The organism is Halorussus rarus (genome assembly GCF_003369835.1).
GTDB classification, from domain to species: Archaea; Halobacteriota; Halobacteria; order Halobacteriales; family Haladaptataceae; genus Halorussus; species Halorussus rarus.
Genome location: NZ_QPMJ01000001.1, coordinates 972900 through 997229, shown reverse-complemented (window position 1 = coordinate 997229; position 24330 = coordinate 972900). Strand labels below are relative to the sequence as shown.

The 24330-nt window shown below is 70.7% G+C and carries 19 protein-coding genes; 9 read left to right on the top strand and 10 right to left on the bottom strand.

Annotation, left to right across the window (positions count from 1 at the left end):
• Positions 1-26 precede the first annotated feature (26 nt).
• Together DVR07_RS05005 and DVR07_RS05000 are read right to left on the bottom strand one after the other, a co-directional pair.
• On the bottom strand, positions 27-1616 hold the full coding sequence (locus DVR07_RS05005; protein ID WP_115795657.1) for a PH domain-containing protein: 1590 nt from the start codon (positions 1614-1616) through the stop codon (positions 27-29).
• Complete coding sequence (locus DVR07_RS05000) at positions 1613-2077, bottom strand: PH domain-containing protein (RefSeq protein WP_115795656.1); 465 nt, start codon at positions 2075-2077, stop codon at positions 1613-1615. Before DVR07_RS05000 ends, DVR07_RS05005 begins: the two co-directional genes overlap by 4 nt.
• A 190-nt stretch (positions 2078-2267) precedes the next feature.
• On the opposite strand from DVR07_RS05000, the gene DVR07_RS04995 reads away from it, so the two are divergent.
• The 3 genes from DVR07_RS04995 to DVR07_RS04985 all read left to right on the top strand — a co-directional run bounded on the left by DVR07_RS04995 (position 2268) and on the right by DVR07_RS04985 (position 6127).
• The gene (locus DVR07_RS04995; protein WP_115795655.1) at positions 2268-4199 is read left to right on the top strand and encodes an ABC transporter ATP-binding protein; all 1932 of its coding nucleotides are present in this window, start codon (positions 2268-2270) and stop codon (positions 4197-4199) included.
• A gap of 88 nt (positions 4200-4287) precedes the next feature.
• Positions 4288-5235 (top strand): hypothetical protein, encoded by a 948-nt coding sequence (locus DVR07_RS04990; protein WP_115795654.1) that lies wholly within the window; start codon positions 4288-4290, stop codon positions 5233-5235.
• 190 nt (positions 5236-5425) lie between these two features.
• On the top strand, positions 5426-6127 hold the full coding sequence (locus tag DVR07_RS04985; RefSeq protein ID WP_115795653.1) for a TMEM165/GDT1 family protein: 702 nt from the start codon (positions 5426-5428) through the stop codon (positions 6125-6127).
• 22 nt (positions 6128-6149) lie between these two features.
• On the opposite strand, the gene DVR07_RS04980 is transcribed toward DVR07_RS04985, so the two are convergent.
• Positions 6150-6548, bottom strand: a complete 399-nt coding sequence (locus tag DVR07_RS04980) for a hypothetical protein (RefSeq protein ID WP_115795652.1) — start codon at positions 6546-6548, stop codon at positions 6150-6152.
• Positions 6549-6766: 218 nt separating this feature from the next.
• Between DVR07_RS04980 and DVR07_RS04975 the strand changes: the two genes are divergently transcribed.
• Complete coding sequence (locus DVR07_RS04975; protein WP_162829426.1) at positions 6767-8713, top strand: cupredoxin domain-containing protein; 1947 nt, start codon at positions 6767-6769, stop codon at positions 8711-8713.
• A gap of 4 nt (positions 8714-8717) precedes the next feature.
• Here DVR07_RS04975 and DVR07_RS04970 read toward each other — a convergent pair whose 3' ends face one another.
• Complete coding sequence (locus tag DVR07_RS04970) at positions 8718-10133, bottom strand: class II fumarate hydratase (RefSeq protein WP_115795650.1); 1416 nt, start codon at positions 10131-10133, stop codon at positions 8718-8720.
• A gap of 309 nt (positions 10134-10442) precedes the next feature.
• Between DVR07_RS04970 and DVR07_RS04965 the strand changes: the two genes are divergently transcribed.
• The 5 genes from DVR07_RS04965 (at position 10443) to DVR07_RS04945 (ending at position 16492) form a co-directional block, all read left to right on the top strand.
• Positions 10443-11828, top strand: coding sequence for an ABC transporter substrate-binding protein (locus DVR07_RS04965; RefSeq protein ID WP_115795649.1), 1386 nt, complete (start codon positions 10443-10445; stop codon positions 11826-11828).
• 27 nt (positions 11829-11855) lie between these two features.
• Entirely contained in the window at positions 11856-12980 is a 1125-nt protein-coding gene (locus tag DVR07_RS04960) for a carbohydrate ABC transporter permease (RefSeq protein ID WP_115795648.1), read from the top strand.
• A gap of 28 nt (positions 12981-13008) precedes the next feature.
• Positions 13009-13947 (top strand): carbohydrate ABC transporter permease, encoded by a 939-nt coding sequence (locus tag DVR07_RS04955; protein ID WP_115795647.1) that lies wholly within the window; start codon positions 13009-13011, stop codon positions 13945-13947.
• Positions 13948-13996: 49 nt separating this feature from the next.
• Positions 13997-15160 carry an ABC transporter ATP-binding protein gene (locus DVR07_RS04950; RefSeq protein ID WP_115795646.1) on the top strand — a complete coding sequence of 388 codons (1164 nt, stop codon included), beginning with the start codon at positions 13997-13999 and terminating at the stop codon, positions 15158-15160.
• A 156-nt stretch (positions 15161-15316) separates the two neighbouring features.
• Positions 15317-16492 (top strand): carbon-nitrogen hydrolase family protein, encoded by a 1176-nt coding sequence (locus DVR07_RS04945; protein WP_115795645.1) that lies wholly within the window; start codon positions 15317-15319, stop codon positions 16490-16492.
• A gap of 46 nt (positions 16493-16538) precedes the next feature.
• Here the strand turns inward: DVR07_RS04945 and DVR07_RS04940 are convergent, their stop codons facing one another.
• From DVR07_RS04940 to DVR07_RS04915, 6 genes are all read right to left on the bottom strand, one after another.
• On the bottom strand, positions 16539-17090 hold the full coding sequence (locus DVR07_RS04940; protein WP_115795644.1) for a hypothetical protein: 552 nt from the start codon (positions 17088-17090) through the stop codon (positions 16539-16541).
• A 227-nt stretch (positions 17091-17317) separates the two neighbouring features.
• Complete coding sequence (locus DVR07_RS04935; protein WP_115795643.1) at positions 17318-20542, bottom strand: right-handed parallel beta-helix repeat-containing protein; 3225 nt, start codon at positions 20540-20542, stop codon at positions 17318-17320.
• Positions 20543-20629: 87 nt separating this feature from the next.
• Positions 20630-21481, bottom strand: coding sequence for a DUF7519 family protein (locus tag DVR07_RS04930; RefSeq protein ID WP_115795642.1), 852 nt, complete (start codon positions 21479-21481; stop codon positions 20630-20632).
• Positions 21481-22743 carry a DUF58 domain-containing protein gene (locus tag DVR07_RS04925; protein WP_115795641.1) on the bottom strand — a complete coding sequence of 421 codons (1263 nt, stop codon included), beginning with the start codon at positions 22741-22743 and terminating at the stop codon, positions 21481-21483. The genes DVR07_RS04930 and DVR07_RS04925 overlap by 1 nt, the downstream gene beginning before the upstream one ends.
• A 28-nt stretch (positions 22744-22771) precedes the next feature.
• Positions 22772-23350 carry a DUF7269 family protein gene (locus tag DVR07_RS04920; RefSeq protein WP_115795640.1) on the bottom strand — a complete coding sequence of 193 codons (579 nt, stop codon included), beginning with the start codon at positions 23348-23350 and terminating at the stop codon, positions 22772-22774.
• Positions 23347-24237, bottom strand: a complete 891-nt coding sequence (locus tag DVR07_RS04915; RefSeq protein WP_115795639.1) for a DUF4129 domain-containing protein — start codon at positions 24235-24237, stop codon at positions 23347-23349. Before DVR07_RS04915 ends, DVR07_RS04920 begins: the two co-directional genes overlap by 4 nt.
• Positions 24238-24330 lie beyond the last annotated feature (93 nt).

Below are 24330 nucleotides of genomic sequence, written 5' to 3'. Positions count from 1 at the left end.
TGGGACCGCGAGGGGTAAAAAACCGTTCAGTCTCGACGAGGGGAGTCCCGGTCGGCGTCGGAGTCCGAGTTCGAGTCAGAGTCCGCGTCCGGCTCGGCATCCGGGTCCGCATCTACGGCCGAGTCGTCGTCTGCGGTCGCGTCACGGTCGGAGTCGGACGCTGCAGCCCGCCGGGGCGGCGAATCGACGATACTCGCCTGCAACCGCTCGGCGACGGACTCCCGGAGGCGCTCGGCGTCGGCCGCGTCGAGGTCCATCGCGGCCGCGGCTCCGCCCGCCGAACTCGCGGTGTCGACGACGACGCTGGCGAGCCGGCGGCGGCGCTGGAAGACGGTCTGGCTCTGGATTACGGTCTGGACCCGGTAGTACGGCACCACCTTCGTCGTCCGGTTCCAGAACCCGTTGCGCGTGAACGCGTGGTCCTCGCCGGTCGCGTACCCCCGGTTGCGCCACGCGAGGTGGGCCGCGACCGGCGCGACGACGAGGAGCGCGAGCGGAATCGCGGCGAGCGGGACGGGCGCCGGCGGTGCCACGACGAGTTCGAGGACGTACAGCGCACCGGCGAGGCCGAGCAGCGCGAGCGCGTACCGGAACGCGTACCGCGTCCGGGCCCGCTTCGGCGGGCGCTCGAACGCCGGCAGGTCGAACTCCTCGACCTCGCGGGCCAGCCGGAGCACGCGCTCGCGGGTCGCCAGCGGCACCGCGGCCTCCGACCCCTGCGAGGGCGCCTGTCCCGGCCCGTAGCCGGCGGTCTCGACCGCCAGCGTGGCGTAGCCGAACCGCCGCATCAGGACGTTGGCCTCGAGGGTGAGCGTCTGGACCTTCGACAGCGGGATCGACCCGTCGTAGCGCTGGAGCAGGCCGCGCTCGTACCGGAGCTCGTCGTCGACGCGGGCGAGCCGGAAGCCGTAGTAGCGGGCGAACGTGACCGCGGCGCTGATGACCCACAGCGCGCCGAGCAGCAGCGCCACGAGCAGGACGCCGCCGACGACGGCGACCTCGGCGAACCCGGGCAGGAAGGGGAAGGCGGCCGGCCCGAACGCCAGCAGCGAGAGGTACCGGAAGTCGAACGAGAGGACGCTCAGCAGCGCCAGCTCCTCGGTCCGGAGCTCGAAGAGCAGTTCCTCGGCCTCCTCGCGCGGTTCGCCGTCGGCGTCCGCCTCGGCGCCGTCGCGTTTCAGTCGCTGTATCTCGCGCTGGAGGCGCTTGGCCTCGTCGTAGCCGACGTACCGGAGGCTGGCCTCGGTCGCGCCGCCGCCGGCCGTCTCGACGTCGAGAGCGGCGACCCCGAGCGCGCGCTGGATCACGTTGCGCGAGATGTCGACGTTCTGGACTCGGCCGAGCGGAATCTCGCGGTGGCGGCGCGAGACCACTCCCGACGCGATTTCGAGGCCGTCGTCGGTGAGGTCGTACTCGAACCGCCGGTAGTAGGCGACCTGCCAGAGCGCGGCCGCGAGCACGCCGAGGGCGGCCAGCGCGACCAGCACCGGCCCCGCGAGCGGGAACGGGAGGAAGTCGGTCCCCGACAGCGACTGGCCGAGGAAGAACAGCATGAGGCCGATGCTGAGCCCGCGGGACGCCGCCCGGAGCGGGACGGAGAACGGGTGGAGCCTCATACCGCGTCGGCGTCGCTCTCGCTCTCGATGGCGAGGCGGCGGAGCCGTTCCTGGAGGTCGTCGGCCCGCTCGGGCGTCAGCCCCGGCACGCGCACGTCGGCGCCCCGCGACCCGGCGGTGTACACCACGACGCTGGCGAGTCCGAGCGCGCGCTCGACCGGCCCGCGCTGGGTGTCGACGTGCTGGACCCGGACGAACGGGACAACCGTGTTCACCCGGGTCAGGACGCCGCGCTCCAGGTAGAGGTCGTCCTCGCGCACCTCGAACCGCCAGACGCGGTACCGGAGGACGGCGAAGGCGACGCCCAGGACCAGTGCGGCGACCGCGACCGCGACTGCGACCCAGAGGCCCACGCCGAGCGCGAACCGGTCCACTGCGGCGACGGCGATGCCGAGGACGACGGCGGTCGTGACCGCGCCGACGCTCCAGGCGAGCCGGACGCGCGGATTCAACACTTCCATGTGCGGGTGAAGTACCTCGCGGCCGATAAGTCCCCCCGTCTGCGCTCGACGCGGTCCGGAACAGCCCGGCCCCGACGGGACGACGCGGACGCAATCTGGGACAGGAGGCAAGCGATTCCCCGGACGCGCATGCTGGTTCGCCAAGATTTTTGAGAGGCGTGCGGGTACGACCCAGGGATTACCGACTTCGATGAGTAGGGACCAACCCCTCGACGCCGAGTACGTCGAGAAACACCGCGAGGAGGTAGAGCATCCGCTGATACAGCTGTTCGTTCGGTTCGGCGAGGGCGCACGCAAGTGGTTCCTGCTCGGCATCCTGTCGAGCATCGGAGCCAGGGGGCTCTCGCTGGTCCCGCCGGTCGTGCTCGGGGTGGCGATAGACGCCGTGTTCCGCAGCGACCAGCCGTTCGCGCTGCCCGGCTTCCCGGCGGCGCGGCTCCCCGACGGCACCCTCGACCAGTTCTGGTTCGCCGTGGGCCTGATGGCGGTCGCGATGGTCGGCCAGGCGGTCCTCAACTTCGTGCGCCAGACCTCGCTCAACCTCTTCTCCCACCGGGTGAAACACGAGGTCCGGACCGCCACCTACCAGCGGATGCAGCGGCTCGACATGGACTTCTTCGACGAGATGCAGACCGGCGAGCTCATCTCCATCCTCTCGAACGACACCAACCGGCTGGAGCAGTTCCTCGACTCGATGATGGGCGAGGCCATCCAGCTCGCCGTCCTGATGGCCGGCACCGCCGCCGTCCTGCTCTGGTTCAACGCCCAGCTGGCGGCGGTGACGCTTGTCGTCATCCCCCTCTCCGTGCTGTTCACCTACTGGTACACCCGGCTGGCCGAGGAGCGCTACTCGGACGTCCGGTCGTCCATCGGCGACCTCAACAGCCGGCTGGAGAACAACCTCAACGGCATCCAGGTCATCAAGGCGAGCAACACCGAGGAGTACGAGGACGAGCGGGTGGAGGACCACTCCTACCGGTACTTCCGGCTCGACTGGCTCGCGCTCCGGCTGAGCTTCGTCTACCGACCCGGTCTGCAGGCGCTCACGTCGCTGGCGTTCATCGCCACGTTCGTCGTCGGCGGCGTCTGGATACTGCAGGGGCCGCCCGACCCGTTCTCGGGCGACCTCACCGTGGGCAGGCTCACGACGTTCCTGCTGCTGACCCAGCGCATGGTCAACCCCCTCGCCCAGATGGGCAACATCGTCGAGCGCTACGAGGACGCGAAGGCCTCGACCAAGCGCATTCTCGGGCTGATGAGCCTCCCGGTCGGCATCGAGGACGCGCCCGACGCCACCGACCTCGGCGACGTCGAGGGCCGGGTCGAGTTCGACGACGTCTCGTTCGGGTACGAGGACGAATTTGTCCTCGAGGACGTCGACTTCGAGGCCGAACCCGGGGAGACTGTCGGCATCGTGGGCCCGACCGGCGCGGGCAAGACGACCATCGTCAAACTGCTGCTGCGCCTCTACGACGTCGACGAGGGCGCGGTACGGATCGACGGGACGGACGTACGCGACGTGACCATCGCCAGCCTCCGGCGGTCGATGGGGTACGTCGGCCAGGACAACTTCCTGTTCGACGGGACGGTCGCGGAGAACATCCGGTACGGGAGCTTCGACGCGAGCCGCGAGGAGGTCGTCGAGGCCGCGAAACGGGCGGAGGCCCACGAGTTCGTCCGGAACCTCTCGGCGGGCTACGACACCGACATCGGCGAGCGCGGCGTGAAGCTGTCGGGGGGCCAGCGCCAGCGGGTCGCCATCGCGCGGACCATCCTCCAGCGCCCGGAGATTCTCGTCTTCGACGAGGCGACCTCCGCGGTCGACACCGAGACCGAGATGCTCATCCAGCAGTCCATCGACAAGCTGGCGGCCGACCGCACGACCTTCGTCATCGCTCACCGGCTCTCGACGGTGCGCGACGCCGACACCATCCTCGTGGTCGAGGACGGCCGCATCGTCCAGCGGGGCACCCACGAGCAACTGCTGGCCGAGGAGGGGCTGTACGCCAACCTCTGGCGGGTCCAGGCCGGCGAGATCGACCGCCTGCCCGACGAGTTCGTCGAGCAGGCCAGCGCCCGGGTCGCCCGGGAGGGGATGGGGAGCGGCGAGTCGATGGACTGAGGCCGACCCGACCACGGCGCGGCAGTGCAGCGCGCTCGCCCGCGCCGCCTCCGCGAAATTTATATCAGCCGTTCGTGAACGACGCCGCATGGACGACCGGCGGGACGGAACCGGGCGCGAGTCCGTCGAGCGCGACCGCGACCGCGGACGCCGAGACGCGACCGGACTCGACGGCAGCACGACCGGCCACTCCCCTGTCGACGACGGTGGCGCCCGCGACGCCCGCAACCCCGCGGCCGCGGACAGCTCCGTCGACCACTCTGATTCCGAGGACCGTTCCGCCCGGCGGTCCCCCCGCGTCCACGTCCGGAAACTCGACGTGCTCGACACCCTCCGGTGGTCGTGGGGGGTCGCGCGGCACCGCCGGGAACTGTTTGGGGTCGCGCTCGCCGCGGGGCTCCCGGCGGTCGTCGCGGTGGCCGGCGTCACCCGGTCGTCGCCCACCGCCGACCTCGAGGTCGCCGACTGGGTGCTCCCGGCGTACCTCGCCCAGTTCCTCGCCCTCGCGGTCGCGGCCGGCGCGTTCTCGCTGACCGCCGCCGACGCGGTGGCCGGCGAGACGCTGACCGCCGAGGCCCGGCCGCTCGGCGCCCGGGTGGTCGCCGCGACGAAGCGACTTCCGGCATTGGCCGGCACGGCGGTCGCCGTGGGAGTGCTGGTCGCGTTCGGCGGGCTCCCGTCGTACGCCGCGATGGAGAGCGAGCGCTATCTCCCGGGGCTGGCGCTGCTGGTCGTGCCGGCGTACCTCCTCGACCGCCTCCTGCTCGCGTTCCAGGCCTGCGTCGTCGACCGGGCCGGCCCCCTCGCCAGCGTCCGGGCCGGGTGGCGCGCGACCCGCGAGAACGCCCGGAAGATGTTCGTCGTGGCGGTCGCCTACCTCCTCGTCGTCCTGGGCTCGGACTACGTGGCGGCGGCGTTCGGCGGACCGTACGACGTCGCGCCCGCCATCGTCGGGGCCGCCGTGGGTGCGGTGCTGTTCCCCGTGTTCGGCCTCGCGCTCGCGCACCTCTACCTCGAGAGCAGTCGGAACTGGTGAATCGAGGTCGAGAGCGCTCACGGGTTCAAGGCCCCGCGACTCGGGAGAGGGCGTCCCGGACCCGGTGATTAGAGCGACAACCTTTTTGGTTTAGACGAATCTAAATTATACCAACTATGCTGTCTACAGTCGGTGCCCGCTCTCGCGGCCACCGCTCGGTCTCGGACTTCTCCGCGGAGGTGAGACGCCGATGACCGGCTGGCTCGAGATCCTCGTCGTGGCGTTCACCGCCCAGCTGGCCGTCCTGCCCGGCGAGAAGGTCCAGTTCATCATCGCCGGTCTCGCGACCCGCTACGACCCCTGGGTCGTCGTCGCGGCCGCCGGCAGCGCGTTCGCCGGGTGGACCGCGCTCGAGATCTGGTTCGGGAGCGCGCTCAAGGGCGCGCTCCCGCCGGTCGTGCTCACGGCGTTCACCGCAGTGCTGTTCCTACTGTTCGCCGCCCTGCTAGTCCGGTCGGCCCCCGACCCGGGGGAGGCTCCCGCCGAGACCGACGGCGGCGTCATGGGCGCCGGCGACCTCGACGTGTCGGTGTTCGGCCGCGACGTCCCGAACGCGCTCGGCGGGTTCCTCCCCATCTTCGCCATGATGGCGGCCGGGGAGTTCGGCGACAAGACCCAGCTCGTCACCATCGGGCTGGCGGTCCAGTACGGCGCGAGCCCGGCCATCTGGGCGGGCGAGATGCTGGCCATCATCCCGGTCAGCATCGCCAACGCGTTCTTCTTCCACAAGTTCTCCCACTCGTTCGACGTCCGGAAGGCCCACTACGCCGGCGCGGCGCTGTTCCTGTTCTTCGGGCTGGACGCCGTCCTCCAGATCCTCACGGGCTTCTCGGTCTGGGAGGCGGTCGTCGGGACCATCGCCGGCGCGATTACGGCCGCACTCCCGTTCTGAGTCCGGGCTTCGGAGGAGTCCGCTACCGGCTGTCGTCGAAGGCGTCCGCGACGCGCTCGCGCACGTTCTCGGCCGTTCCGGCGTTCTCGTGGGTCTCATCCAGTTCGAAATCGGCGAGCGAGTCCAGCACTACGTCGGCCTCGGCGCGCGAGAGTTGAATCTCCTCGGTGTCGTCGGGGTCGTTGTCGCCGAAGATGGCGTCGTTGTCGAGCCAGCCGCCGTCGTCGCCCGCCGCCATCTCGCCCTTCTCGACGCCCCGGTGCTCGTCGAAGTCGAACTCGGCCGCGAGGTGGTCCTGGACGTTCTGGAGCCGAACGGCCCGGTCGCCGGAGGCGGTCATCTCCTCGTCGGAGAGCGCGGCGATGACGACCCGCGCCTCGTTGCGCGTCATGTCGAAGGTAGCGGTGTCTCGGTCGGACATGCACTAGCGGCACGGTAGCACGCCTGAAACGACTGGTGGGCGTTTCGGTCGGCGGCGGTTGTGCATTCGAATTGCGCATCCGCCCCCGACTTATCAGTGCGACCGCGGTACGCTCTCCGGGGGTACGAGAAGCAATGACAGACGACGCGAACGGCGGATTCCGTACGAAACCGGCTTCGAGACGGCGATTCCTTCGCGGGGCGGTCGCGACGGGAGCGGTGGGCGCAGTCGGCGGCCTCGGCGGACTCGCAGCCGGACAGGACGACGCGACCAGGTACGAACTCGGCGGCCGCATCCAGGGGTGGCAGGGCCGCGCACCGGCGTCCATCGAGAGCGAGACGAACCCGACGTTGACGCTTCGACCGGGGACCGAGTACGAGGTCGTCTGGGAGAACCTCGACGGCGCGCCGCACAACTTCACCATCACGGACGCCGACGGCGACGACGTCGCGAGTACGGAGACGATGTCGAACCAGGGGGAGACGCGAACGCTCTCCTTCACGGCGTCGGAGGAGATGGACCGGTACGTCTGTACGGTTCATCCCTCGACCATGGTTGGCGACATCCAGGCCGGGGGTGGCGCGACACAGACCACGCAGACGACACAGCAGGCGGCCTACAACTGTCAGGACGCGACCTGGGACTCCTACTGGTACTCGCTGTACAACATGAACACCACCATCGCGGTGAGCGGCGTCGGGGTGTTGTTCCCGCACAACGAGCAACAGCAGCAGATGTTCGAGCAGCGACTGCGGGGGATACTGCAGAACGCCGACGTCGACCGGCCGCCCATCAGGAACCCGAACCTGAACATGGCGCCGTTCACCGAGGGCGACCCGCAGTTCACCCAGCAGCCGGTCGCGCCGTTCAGCGCGGACGTCGAGCGCATCCACGCCGACACGATGGCGTGGGACGAGTCGGAGATGTCGGGCGTGGTGAGCCCGGCGTCGGTGGCGTGGACCCACCTGAAGGGGGTGACGTGGGCGAAGAACTTCCAGGCGCACTTCGACAAGCTCCCGGGAGGGATGGCCCCGAAGTTCCGGACGCAACTGCTCGCGACCGTCGCACAGATCGCCATCAACGCCACGCTGATCGAGGGCGGGCCGGACGGCAACGGCGCGCTCACGAGGGGCGACGACACCCTCGAGCTCGTCTCCGGCTTCAACCCGAACACGGGCGAGGTGGTGGACGCCACGGCGCGGCCGATGCAACACGCAGCGATGCTGTGGTTCCTCTCGGACATGACCAGCCTCGCGAAGGGCGGGTGGTACGGCTACGTCAACCCCGAACCGTTGATTCCGGCCGAGAAGATCCAGCGGCTCACCGACGGGATGGCGAAGACGACGTTCGAGGCGTTTCCGCCCGAGGCCGTGCTGGAGATGGGCTCGGTCCGGGACCTCGGCGTGATGCTCGGCGCGGTCGGCTGGTACGGGACTCACGCCGGGAGCGAGGAGCTCCGGAATCGGGCCACGGAGTACGCCGAGGGCCTCGCGAGTGCGGTCGAGGAGCGACTCCGCGACGGCGGCGCGCTCTCGGTCGAGTCCGGGAACCGGGCGGCCGCACAGGGAGCGGTCGGTCAGGGGCTGCTCTGGGCCTCCCAGATTCCGGGCGTGGACCGCGAGGAGATGGCCCGACCCGTCCTCACGTATCTTCTGGAGGACCTCTGGGACGAGGGGGCTGGCACCTTCGCCGACGGCACCGGCGACGGAACGTACACCGTCACCGCGCGGGACGCCGGCGACATCACCGGCGGCGTCAACGCGGCCGACGCCGTCCTCGGCATCGGCGGCGCGCGGGAGAAGTACGCGTCGTACTTCAACCAGACGTTCAACCGCGGGCGACTCCAGCGCGCCGAGCGCCCGCAGTCGCGGAGCGAGGACGCCGAGTACGCCCTCCCGCTCCCGCAGGACGCCGGCGGGGAGTTCGGGCAGGCTGCGGTGTACAACACGGAGGTCACCTACGACACCGACGCCGACGAGTGGTCGGTGTCGAACGACCGGTTCACGACGGCGCAGGCGCTGTACCTCGCCAACCAGGACATCTGGATCGCACAGTGGGCCGGCGACTTCTTCGAGGGCCGGGGCGTCCCGGGGACGAACGACGAACCGCCCGAGTCGGGGAGCGAGACGACCACTGGCGCCGGTGGGACGACCACCGCCGAGTAGCGACTCAGTCGTCGCTGCCGAGGATGCCCCGGTGGGTCATCGCCTCGGGGTCGATGACCTCGTCGGCCTCCTCCTCGCTGAGGTAGCCCTTCTCGACGACGACCTGCTTGACCGTCTTGCCCTCCTTGAGCGCGGTCTTGGCGGCGTCGCTGGCCTTGTCGTAGCCAATGTGGGGGTTGAGTGCGGTGGCCAGCGCCATGCTCTGCTCGACCTGCTTCTCGACGTGCTCCTCGTTGGCCTCCAGCTTCCGGACGAACTTCTCGGCGAACACCTCCGAGCCGTTCGCGAGCAGTTCGGCCGACTGGAGGAAGTTGTGCGCCAGCACCGGCTTGTAGAGGTTGAGGTCGATCTGGCCCTCGGCGGCGCCCGCGCTCACCGCGGCGTCGTTGCCGACGACCTGCTTGTGGACCTGGTTGACAGCCTCGGCGACGACGGGGTTGATCTTGCCGGGCATGATGGAGCTGCCGGGCTGGTTCTCGGGCTGTTCGAGCTCGCCCAGGCCGTTACGGGGGCCGGAGGCGAGCAGTCGGAGGTCGTTGGCGATCTTGTTGAGCGACCCCGCGATGGTCCGGAGCGCACCGTGGGCCTCGCTCATCGCGTCGTGGGCGGCCTGGGCCTCGAAGTGGTTGTCGGCCTCGCGGAACTCGACGCCGGTCTCCTCGGAGATGTACGCCGCGGCCTTCTCCGGGAAGTCCGGATGGGTGTTGAGGCCGGTGCCGACCGCGGTGCCGCCGAGGGCCAGTTCCGAGAGGTGGTCCCTGACGTGGTCGAGCCGGGCGAGGCCCTTCTCGACCTGGGTGCGGTAGCCGCCGAACTCCTGGCCGAGCCGGACCGGCGTGGCGTCCTGGAGGTGGGTCCGACCGGTCTTGACCACGCCGTCGAACTCCGCTTCTTTGTCCTCGAGCGCCTCGCGGAGCTGGTCGAGCGCGGGCAGCAGGTCCTTCTCGACCGCTTCGAGCGACGCGACGTGCATCGCGGTCGGGATGACGTCGTTGGACGACTGCCCGAAGTTGACGTGGTCGTTGGGGTGGATCTCGCGCGTGCCGACCTCGCCGCCGTAGATCTCGGTCGCGCGGTTGGCGATGACCTCGTTGGCGTTCATGTTCGTCGAGGTGCCCGACCCGGTCTGGAACACGTCGACGGGGAACTGGTCGTCGTGCTCGCCGGCGATGACCTCGTCGGCGGCCTCGACGACGGCGTCGGCCTTCTCCTCCGGGACCAGTTCGAGGTCGCGGTTGGCCTCGGCGGCGGCCTTCTTGACGACGCCGAGCGCCCGCACGAACCGGCGGCCGAAGGTGATGCCCGAGATGGGGAAGTTCCCGAGCGCGCGCTGGGTCTGGGCGCCCCAGTAGGCGTCGGCGGGCACCTGCATCTCTCCGAGGCTGTCCTGCTCGATCCGGTAGTCCTCGTCGTCGCTCATACGGGTCGAGGGTTGGTCCCCAGCGGGCGTAAAACCCTCCGGAACGCTCCCGCCGGTGGGGCCGACTCGGCGGTCGACTCCGGAGACCCCGGTACGGCGGCGATTCAACTGCGAAAGAGTTGATAGAATCCCGTCACCTCCGGAAATGGCAGAAATCCTGATAGAAATCTCGGGCCGAAAACCACCGTACTGCGACGGGTGGCGTCGAGTAGCACCCGTCATGTTACTGGTTGTCAATTTACTCGGTATTGCATTAATTTCAATAACGTTTAAGTAGCTGGTGGCTGATGCACTCCCTAGGCTTTGAGCATGACAGATGCCAACGAAGGTTCCGACGTTTCTCGGCGCGACTACCTGAAAGTCGCCGGTGCGGGTACCATCGGCGTGACCGGTCTCGCGGGCTGTATGGGCGGCGGCGGTGACGGCGACGTCGAAACGACCACCGCGGACGACACCACGACCGAAGGCGGCGACTCCGGCGGTGACACGACGACGGAGGACGACTCCTCGACGGACTACAACACGCTGGAGGTCCAGCACTGGTGGACCGGCGGCGACGGCGGTCCCGCCATCAAGGCGCTGTTCGACGGTTTCAAGAAGAAGTACCCCGACATCGAGGTCAACGAGAACCCGGTGTCGGGCGGCGCGGGCCAGAACCTCAAGACGGTCATCAAGAAGCGGGTGCTGAACAACAACCCGCCGAGCACCTGGCAAGCGTGGCCGGGCGCGAACCTCCAGCCGTACATCCAGGCGAACAAGCTCGAGGACATCGGTGAGTCGGTCTGGTCGCAGAACGGGATGAAGGACGCCTACCTGCAGGGGCCGAAGGACGCGGCCGCCCCGAACGGGACGTTCGTGTCGGTGCCGATCAACATCCACCGGCTCAACAACCTCTTCTACAACGTCTCGGTCGTCGAGGACGCGGGCGTCGACCCGTCGTCGATCAGCAAGCCCAGCGACCTCGTCGCCGCGATGAAGAAGGTAGAGAACAACACCGACGCGGTCGGGATGGCCCACCAGACCTCCTCGGCCTGGTCGACCACCCAGATGTGGGCGTCGGTGCTGCTCGGCGAGTACGGCGTCGAGACGTACAACGCGTTCACCGACGGTAAAGTCGCCGAGAACAAGAAGAAGATCAAGGACTCGCTCAGCATCGTCAAGCAGTACAAGGAGTACTTCAACGACGACGCGGGCTCGGTCGACTGGACCCAGACCAACCAGAACATCCTGAAGGGCGACGCGGCGTTCTTCCACCAGGGCGACTGGGCCGCGGGCATGTACCGCTCGCAGGACGGCTTCGAGTTCGAGTCCGACTGGAACCACGTCCCGTTCCCCGGGTCCGAGGGCGTCTACGCGCTCAACATGGACTCGTTCCCGATGCCGACCAACAACCCCTCGCCCGAGGCGACCAAGAAGTTCCTGCAGTACTGCGGTTCGGTCGACGCCCAGAAGCGGTTCAACCCCAAGAAGGGGTCGATCCCGCCGCGCACCGACGTCCCGAGCGACGCGTTCGGGCCGTTCCTCACCCGGCAGATGGACGACTTCAAGAACTCCGACGCCCAGGTCCAGTCCATCCAGCACGGGCTGGCCGTCGCGCCGGAGATCAAGAGCAACATCGGCGAGGCGATGTCGACGTTCATCTCGAACTGGAACGTCGACGAGACCTACAACCAGTTCGAGCAGGCGTTCAACTGAAGTCGGTCCCGACTGTCCGTTTTTCCCATGCAACGACTTAGAGACGTACTCCGACGGGTAACCCCCGGAGATAGCGGAGACGGCGGGGCGCCGGACGTTCCCACCGGCGGCGCCGAGCCGACCGCCGACTCGGGTGACTCGTCAGAGCTCCGTTCTGACGGCGGTGAGCGGACCGACAGTCCGCGAACCTCGTCAGAGCTCCGTTCTGACGGCGGCGCGACCGTCACCGGCGAGCGCACAGACTCCGAGACGGGGACCCTTCGGTCGCTCACGTCGAGCGACTTCGTGCAGTCGATCCCGTTCTGGCTGCCGCCGTTCCTGCTGATGGCGTTCTTCGTCTACGGCGCCATCGGCTGGAACCTCGTCATCTCGCTGACCGACTTCAGCGGGCTCATCCTGCCGGAGTACGCGATTTCGGAGTTCGACCTCGAGATGTACCGACAGGCGTTCTCGGACCCCACGTTCTGGACCGCGGCCCGGAACACCCTGGTCCTGCTGGTGGTGTTCACCACCGTCTGCCTGCTGTTCGGCATGCTGCTGGCCATCCTGATCGACCAGGGCATCAGGTTCGAGAACACCTTCCGAACGATATACCTGCTGCCGATGAGCCTCTCGTTCGTCGTGACCGCGAAGTTCTGGGCGTGGATGTACAACCCCCAGATCGGGATGATAAACGTCACGCTCCGCCAGTTCGGGCTGGGCTTCCTGACGACCCAGTGGATCTCGAACCCGTCGACGAAGCTGGCCGCGGTCATCTTCGCGCTCATCTGGCAGTACTCGGGCTACGCGATGGTCGTCTACCTCGCGGGCCTGCGAGCGATTCCGACCGCTCACTACGAGGCCGCCAGGGTCGACGGCGCGAGCACGATCAAGATGTACTGGCGGGTCATCCTGCCCCAGCTGCGGGCCTCGACCATGAGCGCCGCGGTGGTGCTGATGGTGTTCGCGCTGAAGGCGTTCGACTTCCTCTACGTGATGTTCGGCAACCACCCCGGCCCGGCCGCCGACATCCTCGCGACGATGATGTTCCGCGAGGCGTTCGGGTCGAACAACTGGGCGTACGGGTCGGCCATCGCCATCGTGCTGTTCGGCATGGCGCTGGCGGTGGTCACCCCGTACCTCTACAGCGAGTACCGGAGGGGAGAGCTATGACCGACCGACGGAACCGAAGAGGTGAGCGATGAGCAGTCCGCCGGCCACACCCACGCCGGAGAACCGCACGCGCCGCGAGGAGATCGCGGACGCCGTCCGCGACGCCGGCAGGCGACGAATCGCGCTGTACGTCGTCCTGTTCGGCCTCGTCGGCTTCTACCTCGCCCCGCTCGAGGCGGGGCTGATGACCGCGTTCAAGACGACCGACGCGTTCAACCGGACGGTGCCGTTCGTCCCGCCCATCTTCGGCGGGTTCACCCTCGAACCGTGGCGGGTCGCGTTCAACGAGATGTCCCACGCGCTGATCAACAGCATGCTGCTGGCGGTCCCGGCGACCATCCTGTCGGCGGGGCTGGGTTCGATCGCGGCCTACGGGCTGACCACCATCGACTGGAAGTACCAGATGCCGATCGTCGCGCTGTTCGTCGCCGGCATCTTCATCCCGTACCAGGCGGTGCTGGTGCCCCTCTCGCGGCTGTTCGCCATCGTGAACACCCAGGAGCTGCTGTCGTTCCTCTGGGGGCTCCCGCTGATGCACGAGCACTACGCGAGCATCATCAACCTCATCATCACCCACGTCGCGTACGGGATCCCCATCACGTTCCTGCTGTTCCGGGGCTACTACCAGAACCTCTCCGTCGAGATGATCGAGGCCGCGAAGCTCGACGGCGCGAGCGTGTTCAGCATCTACCGCAACATCGTGCTGCCGCTGTCGACGTCGATGTTCGCGGTGACGCTGATCTACCAGTTCACCCAGATCTGGAACGACCTGCTGTTCGCGCTGGTCATCCTGCCGTCCGGCGGCGGGGCGGCCGCCCCGGTGACCGTGGCGCTCAACAGCCTCACCGGCGGCATCATCCAGTCGTTCAACACCCAGATGGCGGGCGCGTTCGTCGCGGCCCTGCCCACGCTGCTGGTGTACGTCCTGTTCGGCGAACAGTTCGCGGAAGGAGTTGCGGGTTCGTAACCATGAGTGCGACAAACATTTACACCGGTTCGCGACGGAGGACAGTACGATGGCCGAACTGACGCTCGACGGCGTCACCAAGTGGTTCGACGACGACGGCGACCGCATCGTCGCGGTCGACGACGCCGACGTCGACATCGAGGACGGCGAGTTCCTCGTGCTGGTCGGCCCCTCGGGCTGCGGCAAGTCGACGACGCTGCGGATGATCGCGGGCCTGGAGACGGTCTCGCGGGGCGACATCCGGCTGGGCGGCCGCTCGATCACCGACGAGCCGCCGACCACGCGGGACATCGCGATGGTGTTCCAGTCGTACGCGCTCTACCCCCACATGACCGTGCGGGAGAACATGAGCTTCGGGCTGGAGGAGTCGACCGACATGCCCGACGACGAGATCGCCGCCCAGGTCGAGCAGACCGCCGAGATGATGGGCATCGCCGACCTGCTCGACCGCAAGCCCCGGGAGCTCTCTGGCGGCCAGCAGCAGCGGGTCGCGCTCGGCCGCGCCATCGTCCGCGACCCCGAGGTGTTCCTGATGGACGAGCCGCTCAGCAACCTCGACGCCAAGCTCCGCTCGCAGATGCGGACCGAACTCCAGCGCCTCCAGGAGGACCTCGGCGTCACCACGGTGTACGTCACCCACGACCAGACGGAGGCGATGACCATGGGCGACCGAATCGCCATCCTCAACGACGGCGAGCTCCAGCAGGTCGGCACGCCGCTGGAGTGCTACCACGAGCCCCGGAACGTCTTCGTCGCCGGGTTCATCGGCGAGCCGTCGATGAACTTCTTCGACTGCGAACTCGAGGACGGCGCGCTCGTCGCCGACGACTTCGAGTACGCGCTGTCCGAGGAGACGCTGGCCGACGTCGAGGGCCACGACCGGCTCGTCCTGGGCATCCGCCCCGAGGACATCGAACTGGTCGGCCAGGGCGACGAACGCCACGACTTCCGGACCCGCGTCGACGTGGTCGAGCCGATGGGCGACGAGAACAACGTCTACCTCACCTTCGCCGGCGCCGAGCGCGTCGACGCGACCGGCGAGGAGGTCGAGACGTTCGTCGCCACCGTCTCGGGCATGCGCAACGTCGAGAGCGGCCAGGAGGTCGTCTCCCGCATCCCCGAGGAGGCCATCCACGTCTTCGACCGGGACACGGGCGAGGCGCTCCACAACCGCGAACTCGAGCGGACCGAGGTCGCGCAGGCCAACTTCTGAGCGACGACCCGGCCGTTCACCGCCGATTCACCGTCGGACCTTCTTCTGACTGTCCCCCCTCGACGAGCGTCGCATTCATCCGTTCTCGCGACGACCGCCGGTGTACCCGTCTCTCGACCCTGAAAACTATCCCTCCTCGCGTGCCACTGGGTCACGATGCCAGCCGAATCGTTCACCCTGGCGGCCGCGCAGGTCGAACCCGTCTACCACGACAAGGAAGCGACGCTCGACAGGACGTGCGAGTGGATCGAGCGCGCTGGCGAGCGGGACGTCGACCTGCTGGTCTTCCCCGAGACGTACTTCCCCGGCTACCCGTACTGGCGGCGCTCGGTGTCCATCCCGCGGTGGACCGAGCTGATGGTCGAACTCCAGCGGAACAGCCTCTCGGTCGGCGACGACGCGCTGGACGTGTTGGGCGACGCGATACGCGAGGCCGACCTCCACGTCGCGCTCGGCGTGAACGAGCTCGACGACCGACCCGGCAGCGAGACGCTGTACAACTCGGTGTTCTGGTTCGACCGGTCGGGCGACCTGGTCCGGCGCCACCGCAAGCTCATGCCGACCCACGGCGAGCGCTCCATCTGGGGACGGGGCGACCCGGCCAGCCTGGCGACCCACGACACCGACCTCGGCACCCTCGGCGGACTCGTCTGCTACGAGAACCACATGACCCTCTCGAAGGCCGCGCTGGCGACCATGGGCGAGGAGATCCACGCCGCGGTCTGGCCGGGGTTCTGGTCGCAGAACGGCCACCCCGGCGACAAGTCGCGGGCCGAGTCCGCCGAGGACGTCGACACCTGCGACATCTACCCGGCGGTGCGCGAGTACGCCTTCGAGACCCAGTCGTTCGTGGTCTCGTGCTCGGCATACATGGGCGACCCGCCGGAGGGGTACGAGGACGAACTCGGCTACGACCTCGGCGCCGGCGGGAGCATGCTCGTCAACCCGGCGGGCGTCGTGAAGGCCGGGCCGGTGGTCGGCGAGGAGGCGCTGCTGACCGCGGAGTTCGACCGCGACGAGCGCCGGGCCACGAAGGCGTACTTCGACGCGATGGGCCACTACTCTCGCTGGGACGCCGTGAACCTCGAGATCAGCGACGAGGTGCTCGAACCGGTCCACCGCCACGACCACGACGGCCGCGCGGCGGGCGGCCGCACCGACGCGCGGTCCGGGTCCGGCGGTCGCGACGGAGCGTCGACGAACGGACGGCGGGGGCTGGACGGCACAGAGGACGCCATCTCGCCGGCGGAGGCGGCGGAAATCGCCGACGAGCACGACGTCCCGGTCGGCGCGATAGAGGACGTCGCCGCGGCGCTGCGCGGGAGCGACTGACTGCGAGAGCGGGAGCGCGAGCGAACCACCCCGTCCGCGCCGACGACTACGACTCGCCGTCGACGGCCGATTCGAGCAGCACGTCGGCCGCGGTCCGGTTCGGCGCTCCCAGCGAGTCCTCGCGCGCGAACCGGGCGATCGCCTGTCGGGCGTCATCGACGCCGGCGTCGCCAGACTGGAGCCCCGCGAGCAGTTCCTTGTAGAGGTCGAGTTCGTCGTCGAGCGACCGGGCCAGCGCCGACCGGGCCTCGCCGTACGACCGCTCCTCGTCGAGGAAGACGTGGAGCTTGGTGCCGTACTCGCGGAGTCGCTCCTTGGTCTGGTCGCTCACCGCGGGGTGGTCGAGCAGATCCTCGGCCGGGATGTCGGCGGCGTCCCCGTCGTCATCGGTCGCGTCCCGGATCTCGTCCCTCGCGAGCTGCTTTGCCGTCTCGTACTTCGAGGAGAGTTCGGTGCCGGTGTCGCGGCTCGACTCGGTCCAGTCCTCGAGCAGGTCCAGCGCTTCGCCGAGCGTCTCGACGCGGTCGGCCAGTCGCCGGCCGAACGCCGCGGCGTTGTCGTCATCGACCGCCTGCACCTCCTCAACGAACGTGGGCATGGGAGGTGGTGGGCGCGCCTTGTGGTCGTCGCGCCCGTCGACGCGAGCGGGGCGAGCGAGAACCTGCGGTGGGAGCGGGACTCGCCGGTCCGCGCCCGTCGTCGGGCCTGCCACGAGCAGAGCGCCTGTCCGAAGTGGTCATCGGGTCACGGTTCACGTGAAGTCCACTTATGCTTACTGACGGGGCCGCGCGACCGGCCTCGAAGAGCCGGTCCGGTGGGATTCGCTCAGTCGTAGAGCACGCGCGTCACTGCCCACAGGAGGACGACCCCCGCGACCCAGACGACGCCGCTGCCGAGTCCCACTTCGAGCAGTCCCTCGGCGCCGAGCAGACCGGCGAGCGCCCAGACTCCGACGCCGGCAGCCGCCAGGCCGTTGATGGTCAGCCCGCTCACGGGGACGCCCGCGCTCCGGAGCGTCTGGACCGCCCCGAACGCGCCGAGCGCAAGCCCCGCGCCGTAGAGCGCGAGGCCGAGCAGCCCCCCGAGCGTCCCGAGGAGGGTCGCCGAGGGGAGGAGCCCGGCGCCGCCCGTCGCCGCGGCGGTCGTCTCCCGCTCGCCGGCCGTCGTCGCGTTCGCCACGTCGGAGGTCGAGGTCGGGGTAGTCGTCCGGAGCGCCGCCGGGGTCCAGTTCGCGGGCCGCACGTCGACCGTCGCGGTCGCCGGCGGGCTCTCGACTCCCCAGTCGTCGGTCGCGACCAGCGAGACCGTGTAGTTGCCGGGCGCGTCGAACGAGGCGGTCAGTTCGGGCGAGGCCCCGAACGTGACGTTCGACCCCCGGGTCTCGAACCGGTAAGAGGCGACCCGGCCGTCGCGGTCGGTCGAGTCGCGACCCGAGACGACGACGCGCTCGCCGACCTGGACCGGGTTCGGCGAGGCGCTGACGTTCGCCGTGGGGCGGTAGCGCCGCTCCCCGTAGGGCGAGTCCGCGGCGGGGAGGAAGTCGACCCAGCCCCGCCGGGTGACGACGCGGTCGCCGGTGCCCTCCGGGCGGATCGACGAGTGGGTCGGACCGTCGGACGCGCCCCAGTAGTTGCCCTCGGCGTCGACCGTCCGGGTCGTGTTGACGAGCAGGCGGATGGTCGTGTTCGCGTCGACCAGCGCGGCCACGTTCACCGTCAGCCCGCGGGCGTGGCCGTAGACGTCGTTGCCCCGGACGACGATCCCCGAGCGTCCGTCGTCGTCCCTGGTCAGCGTGATGCCGGTGGGGATGTCCTCGGAGACCGACCGGGCCGTGAGCGCGGCGGCGCTGCCCGTCCAGACCTCGCCCTCCGCGCCGGGCCGAAGGACGACCGTGTACTCCTGTTCGTCGCGCGGGTCGGGGAGCTTCTCCTCGACCTCCCTGTCGTCGAGCAGCGCCCGGAGTTCTTCGCGGACGGCGCCCCGCCGGAATATCGCGCCCGCGTCGCCGCCCTCGACGACGATGCCCGTCCCCGGCGGAATCCCGTCGATACCGGCCGGCCGGCCGCCGTAGGTGTTGTAGACGACCGTGTTGTTCGCGACTCGCGCGCCGATCGACCCGGCGACCCGGACGCCGTAGGCGTTCGCCGCCGCGACGTTCCGGGTCAGGTTCAGCCGCCCGGCGTGGGTCAGCGCGTTGTCCAGATTCAGGCCGACGCCGGCGTTGTCGAACGCGCGGTTCGCCGCGACCGTGAGGTTGTCGACGGCGGTGCTCGTCCGGACCGAGAGCCCGTGGCCGCGGTTGTCGGCGAAGCGGTTGGCCGCGACGCGGCTGTTCCGCACCTGGCGAGCGACCAGTTCGAGGCCGGCCCAGCCGTCGGTGGCTGCGGTGGCGTTCCCGTCCCCGGCGCGGGGGCTCGGACCGTCCCCGCCACTCGCCAGTCCGTTCCCCGCGAGCTCGTTCCCGCGGACGGCGAGCCCGACGAGCTTCGCGCTCGGCGCCCGGACGAGCGCCCCGCGCCGGGCGTTCCGCGAGAAGTTGTTGTCGACGATGGCGAGCGAGAGGGTGTGGGACCGGTACTCGGGCACGTGCCGGACCCGGAGCCCGGTCGTGCTCCCGGTGACTGTGTTGCCGGCGATGCGGACCCCGTCGACGGTCCGGTGGCGCGTGGCGAGGGCGATGCCGGCGTCCGCGCCCGAAATTCGGTTGTCGCGGAGCACCGAGTCGGTCGCCAGCTTCGCGGCGACCCGGACGCCGTCGGCCCCGCGGTCGAGCGACTCGACGCGGTTGCGCTCGACCGTCGCGGCCCGGACCAGCGGGGCGCGGAGGCTGACGGCCGACCCGCCGACGTCGGCGAACGAGTTCCCCGCGACCCGGAAGTCCCTGACTGCGTCGGCGGCGACGAACACGCCCTGGGCGCCGACCGACTCGAACGTCGAGCCCGTGACCGAGAACCCGGCGGCCCGGCTCTCGGCGGTCGACCCGGCCCCTCGACCCCGGTTGCCGCCGGAGCGGAGGTCGAAGGGCAGGGTCGCGGTCGCGGCCTGCTCGACGCCGTGGGCCCGGAAACTCACCTCGACCGGGTAGGTCCCGTAGGTCCGAGGGTTGACGACGCTCCGGTACACCGCGACCACGGTCGCGCCGGCCGGCACCGTGATCGACCGGTTCAGCCGGAGCTCGAACCCGTTGGGGGTCGAGTGACCGACGCTCTCGACCGAGGACGTCAGCCGACGGTCGACGCGCCCGTCGCCGTCGCGGTCGAGGCCGAACCGGACGATCGACCCTCGGTCGACGTCGCCCGCCTCGCCTTGTCCGCGGTACGACACCCGGACGGTGTCGACAGACGTGTCGGCCCCGAGCGCGACCGCGGTCCGGTGGGTCGCCCGGCGGCCGAGCCGGCTCGTGTTCGAGACGACGTCGGCGGCCGTCACCGCGCCCATCCCGGGCGCGATCGAGACGCCGCGGCCGCCGACGTCGGTGAACGTCGAGCGGTCGACGGTGAGTTTCGGCGTCCGCGTGGCGTCGACGACACGGATCCCGTCGCCGGCGACGTCCCGGAAGGTGGCGTCCGAGACCCGGACCGCGCCGGCCGCGCTGCTCACGGTGAGTCCGTTCCGGGCCCGCTCGACCGCGACGTGCGACAGCGAGAGGTGCGAGTCCGCCCCGCCGGCGTAGCGGATGGTGGCCCACCGGACGCGGTCGGGCGCGCCGGGCGCGGTCCCGAACGAGACGGGGTCGGCCGCCGTCCCCGCGGCAGAGAGGTTCCCCTCGACCCGGATCGCGATGTCCTCGGCGAACTGGACGCTCGTTCCGGGTTCGACGCGCAGCGTCGCGCCGGCCTCGACGGTCACGTCCGCGACGACGCGGTACGGGCCGCCGGCTGCGGTCCAGGTCGTGTTCTCGGTGACGTCGTCCTCGACGTAGGTCACTTGCTGCGCCCCGTCGGCCGCGGCGGCGCCGGCCGGAGAGCCGACTGCCGCGAGACCGGCCGTCGAGACGCCGAAACCGACGACGAGGACGACGGCGAGTGCCCGTGTCGACGCTCGCTTCACGGTGGGAGTTCAGAGATGCAGGGCATAAATCATGCCCTTCCTGACCTGTCTGATATATCGCACGGAAGCGCCCGCAACCGTACCGGTCTACTCGTGGAGCGCGATACTGAGGAGGACGACAGCGACGAGCAGCAGCGCGAGCGCCGGCAGCGACAGCCCGCTCGACCCGATTCCGCCCACGAGGTCGCCCAGCAGGACCGCCGCGATGCCGACCAGAGTCGCGCCGGCAGCGTGGACGGTCTCGGTCCGCCAGGTCGAGGCAGCTCGGCCCAACTGCTCGCCGACGTTGACGGCGTTCTCGCCGAGATCCCAGCCGACGACCGCGGCGGTCGCGCCGGCGACCAGCGTCCCGGCCGGCACCGCGTCGAACACGCCCGCGACCAGGACGCCGACGAGGACGAAACCCGCGCCGAGTTTCACCAGCGCCCGCGACCCCTCCCCTCGCGCCGGTGCCGCGCCCGCGCCGAACAGGAGGACGCCGAGCAGCCCGGGCAGCGCCCGGAGCGTCGCGGGGAAGGTGCCGGCGAGCGCCGCGCCCCCGGCGACGCCGAGCAGGCCGACGGCGCCCCCGGCGGCGAGCGCGGCCACCGACTGCGCCCGCCGGTCCCGCGCCCGGAGTTCGTCGCCCACTGCCATCGCGACGAGGCCGACCAGGACCAGGCCGACCGCGGCCCCGCCGGGCCCCGCGACGAGGAGCGTCCCCGCCGCCAGGGCGAGCGCGCCGAGCCCGGCGCTGAGTCGGGTCGGGCGGCGACCGACGGCGACGCCCTCGTCGACCCCTGCGTCGTCGGTCGCGTTCGTTTCGCCGGAATCGGGCCCTATCGCCCTGGTCGCGTTCCCAGCGTCGGCTGTCACATCGTCGGTGTCCGTCGTCGCCGCGGCGTCACGGCTCGTCTGGGCCCGGTCCCCGCCGACCGTCTCTCCGACGCCGCCCGCCATCAGGGCACCCCCGTGTGGCCCGCCTTGGCGACCGCGGCGACCAGGCCCTCGCCGTCGGCCCAGTCGACCACCGGAATCTGTCGCCGGCGGAGCGACGCGACCCGGTTCTCCCGCTCGGTCGCCGCCAGCCGCCGGCCCGGCGTCCCGTCGTCGGTCGCGTCCGGACTCACGACCGTCACGCGGTGGCCGCGGGCTTCGAGTGTGCTCGCGGCCGTCACCGCGCCGTCGTCGCACAGCGGCGTGAGCAGCAGCACCTGGGCGTCGCCCGACAGGTGGCGCCGCAGTCGGTTCACCTGGTCCTCGACCGGCGCGCAGTCGTCTTCGTCCGGCGGCGCGGCCGCGAACGCCGGGTGGGTCGCCAGCAGCCGCTCCGCCCTGGCGCGGTGCTCGGCGCCCGCGCCCGGCGCGAGCCAGCAGTCCTCGCGGCCGAGCGCCGTCACCCCGACCCGGTTGCGCTCGCCCAGCAGCGCGCCGACGAGCCGCTGGGCCGCGGTGACGCTCCGGACGACCGCGTGGGGCCCGTCGCCGGCGGCCCGGTATGCCGGCTCGCGGGCGTCGACGACCAGCACGACGGCGGCGCTGCGCTCCTCGCGGTACTCGACGGTGGTGAGCTCGCCGACCCGGGCGAACCGCTTCCAGTCGATGCGGCTCATCGCGTCGCCCGCCCGATACTCGCGGGTCTGGTGGAACTCGATGCCGGCCCCGCCGGTGTCGGTGAGGAGTTCGCCGGCGTCCCTGACCGCGAGGTCGCGCTTGGGCGGGGTCTCGCGGGCGGCGGTGCAGTCGATCTCGGTCTCGGCCTCGACCGGGGTCTCGACCTCGCGGGCGCCGCTCAGGTCCCGGACGACGACCGTCGCCGGCTCGAAGCCGTGCTTGCCCTCCTCGGCCCGGACCGCGTAGTCGAACGTCGCCTCGTCGCCGGGCCGGAGCGGGCCGCCGTACCGCGGCGACCCCCCGGTGACCGTCAGCGCGGGCGGGACGCCGTCGACGACGCGGACGTCGGCCAGCGCGTCGCCGCCGACGTTGCGCACCGTCACGCTCACCTCGACCGCGCTGCCCGGGTCGGGCGCGTGGTCGCCGACGCGACGTTCGATCTCGAGGTCGGGCGCGGACGGCGGCGCGGGCGAGAGCCGGGGGTAGACCGCGAACGCCACGCCGACGACCGACACCAGGACCATGTCCGGGCGGTCGGCCAGGACGCCGACGCCGCCCACGAGCAGCGTCACCGCGACGATACCGCGCCACCGGTTGGTCCCGGTCACGCCGGCACCTCCCGCCGGGGAGCGGGCGTCACTGCTCGCCCTCCCGGTCGGCGACGGCCCGCACGGCCCGGCGGGCGCCGCGACGACTCCAGGGTTCGGCCCGCAGGACCGCCGCGACGCGGGCGTCGGTTCCCGGGTCGCGGCCGGCGAGGAACGCCGCGGCCTCAGGGTCGTCGGTCCAGGTCCCTTCGTCGAGCCGGCGGCGGGCTTCTTCCGGACCGCACTCGCCCCGCCGGACCCGGGTCTCGACCGCGGCGGTCCGGAGTCGCTCGCGTAACTGCTCGCGGCGGGCCTCGCCGACCACCGGGAGCAGCGCGGTTCGGCTCGCCAGCGCCTCGTCGACGGCGTCGCCCGCGGCGGGCGCGGTGACCGGTCGCTCGGGCGTCGGCGTCTCGGTCTGACTGATACCGCTTCGCTCCCGCGACGCCATCACCGAGGCGGCGACCAGCAGCCCCGCACCGGCGAACGCCGCTACCACGAAGTAGTCGTTGCCGAGCGCCCTCACCAGAGCCGCCACCGCGCCGCCGGCCGGACTCCCGCCGAGCGCGAGCGCCGCGGCGAGCGCGACGACGCCGGCGGCGCCCGACGCCACCCGGTACCGCTTCACCGGGAGCCCTCCAGTTGCGACCGGACCTCGCTCAGGGTCTGCTCGGCCCGACGCCGCCGCTCGTCGGTCACGCGGGCGCCGCCGTACCGGACCTCCTCGAACAGCGCGGTCAGCGACCGCGCGGCGTCGGGGTCGACGCCCCGGTCGCTGGCGGCCGCCGCGCACTCCCGCGGGGTGAGGTCCCGGCGGTCCGCGAGGCCGAGGCGCTCGACCATCTCGAACCACGCCGACGCGACGTCGTTGTCGGGGCTCGGGTCGCGCGGCGGCGCTTCGCCGTCCTCGTCGTCGGCATCAATCGGATCGCCGACGAGGAGTCGGTCGCGGTACCGGTACGCGGCGGCGAGCATCGCCGCCAGCACGGCCCACGGCAGCACCGCCAGCAGGAGGTCGAGCAGGTCCTGGAGCAGCCACAGCAGTCTGTCGAGCAGGCTCGGCTCGGCGAGCCGCGTCCCGTCGCCGGACTGGTCCTGCTTCGAGTCGCTGCCGCCCGAACTGCGCTGATCGTCGCCGCCGCTGCCGCCGCTCTGCTGCTGGCCGTCGCCGCTCCCGCCGTTCTGGTTCTGCTGCTGGCCGCCGCCGGACTTCGACGCCTGGCCGGTCCGGCTCCCCTCTTCGGCGGGCCGCGAACCGGCGCTCTTCGAGCCCGACCCGTCGTTCGAACCACCCGACGACGCCGACCCCGACTCCGCCCCGTCCGAGCGGCCGCTGTCGATGGCGTCGTCGAGCGCCTGGGCCGGCCCGGACCCGATCGGGACCTTCGAGTAGTCGAAGTTCGTGACCTCCTCCGGGTCGGTCGCGACGGTCGAGTCGAGCGTCGTCGAGGTCGCGCCGATGGCGAGCACGCAGCACAGGCCGACGACCGCCGTGAGGACCGTGTCGGCGTTCATCCTCGCGGCGGCCCGGCCCGACGGTGAGTCGCTCGGCGTGCGGTGCAGTACATCTCTCGTCCGGTCGCTGGGGACGGTCGGAGAAAGTTATGT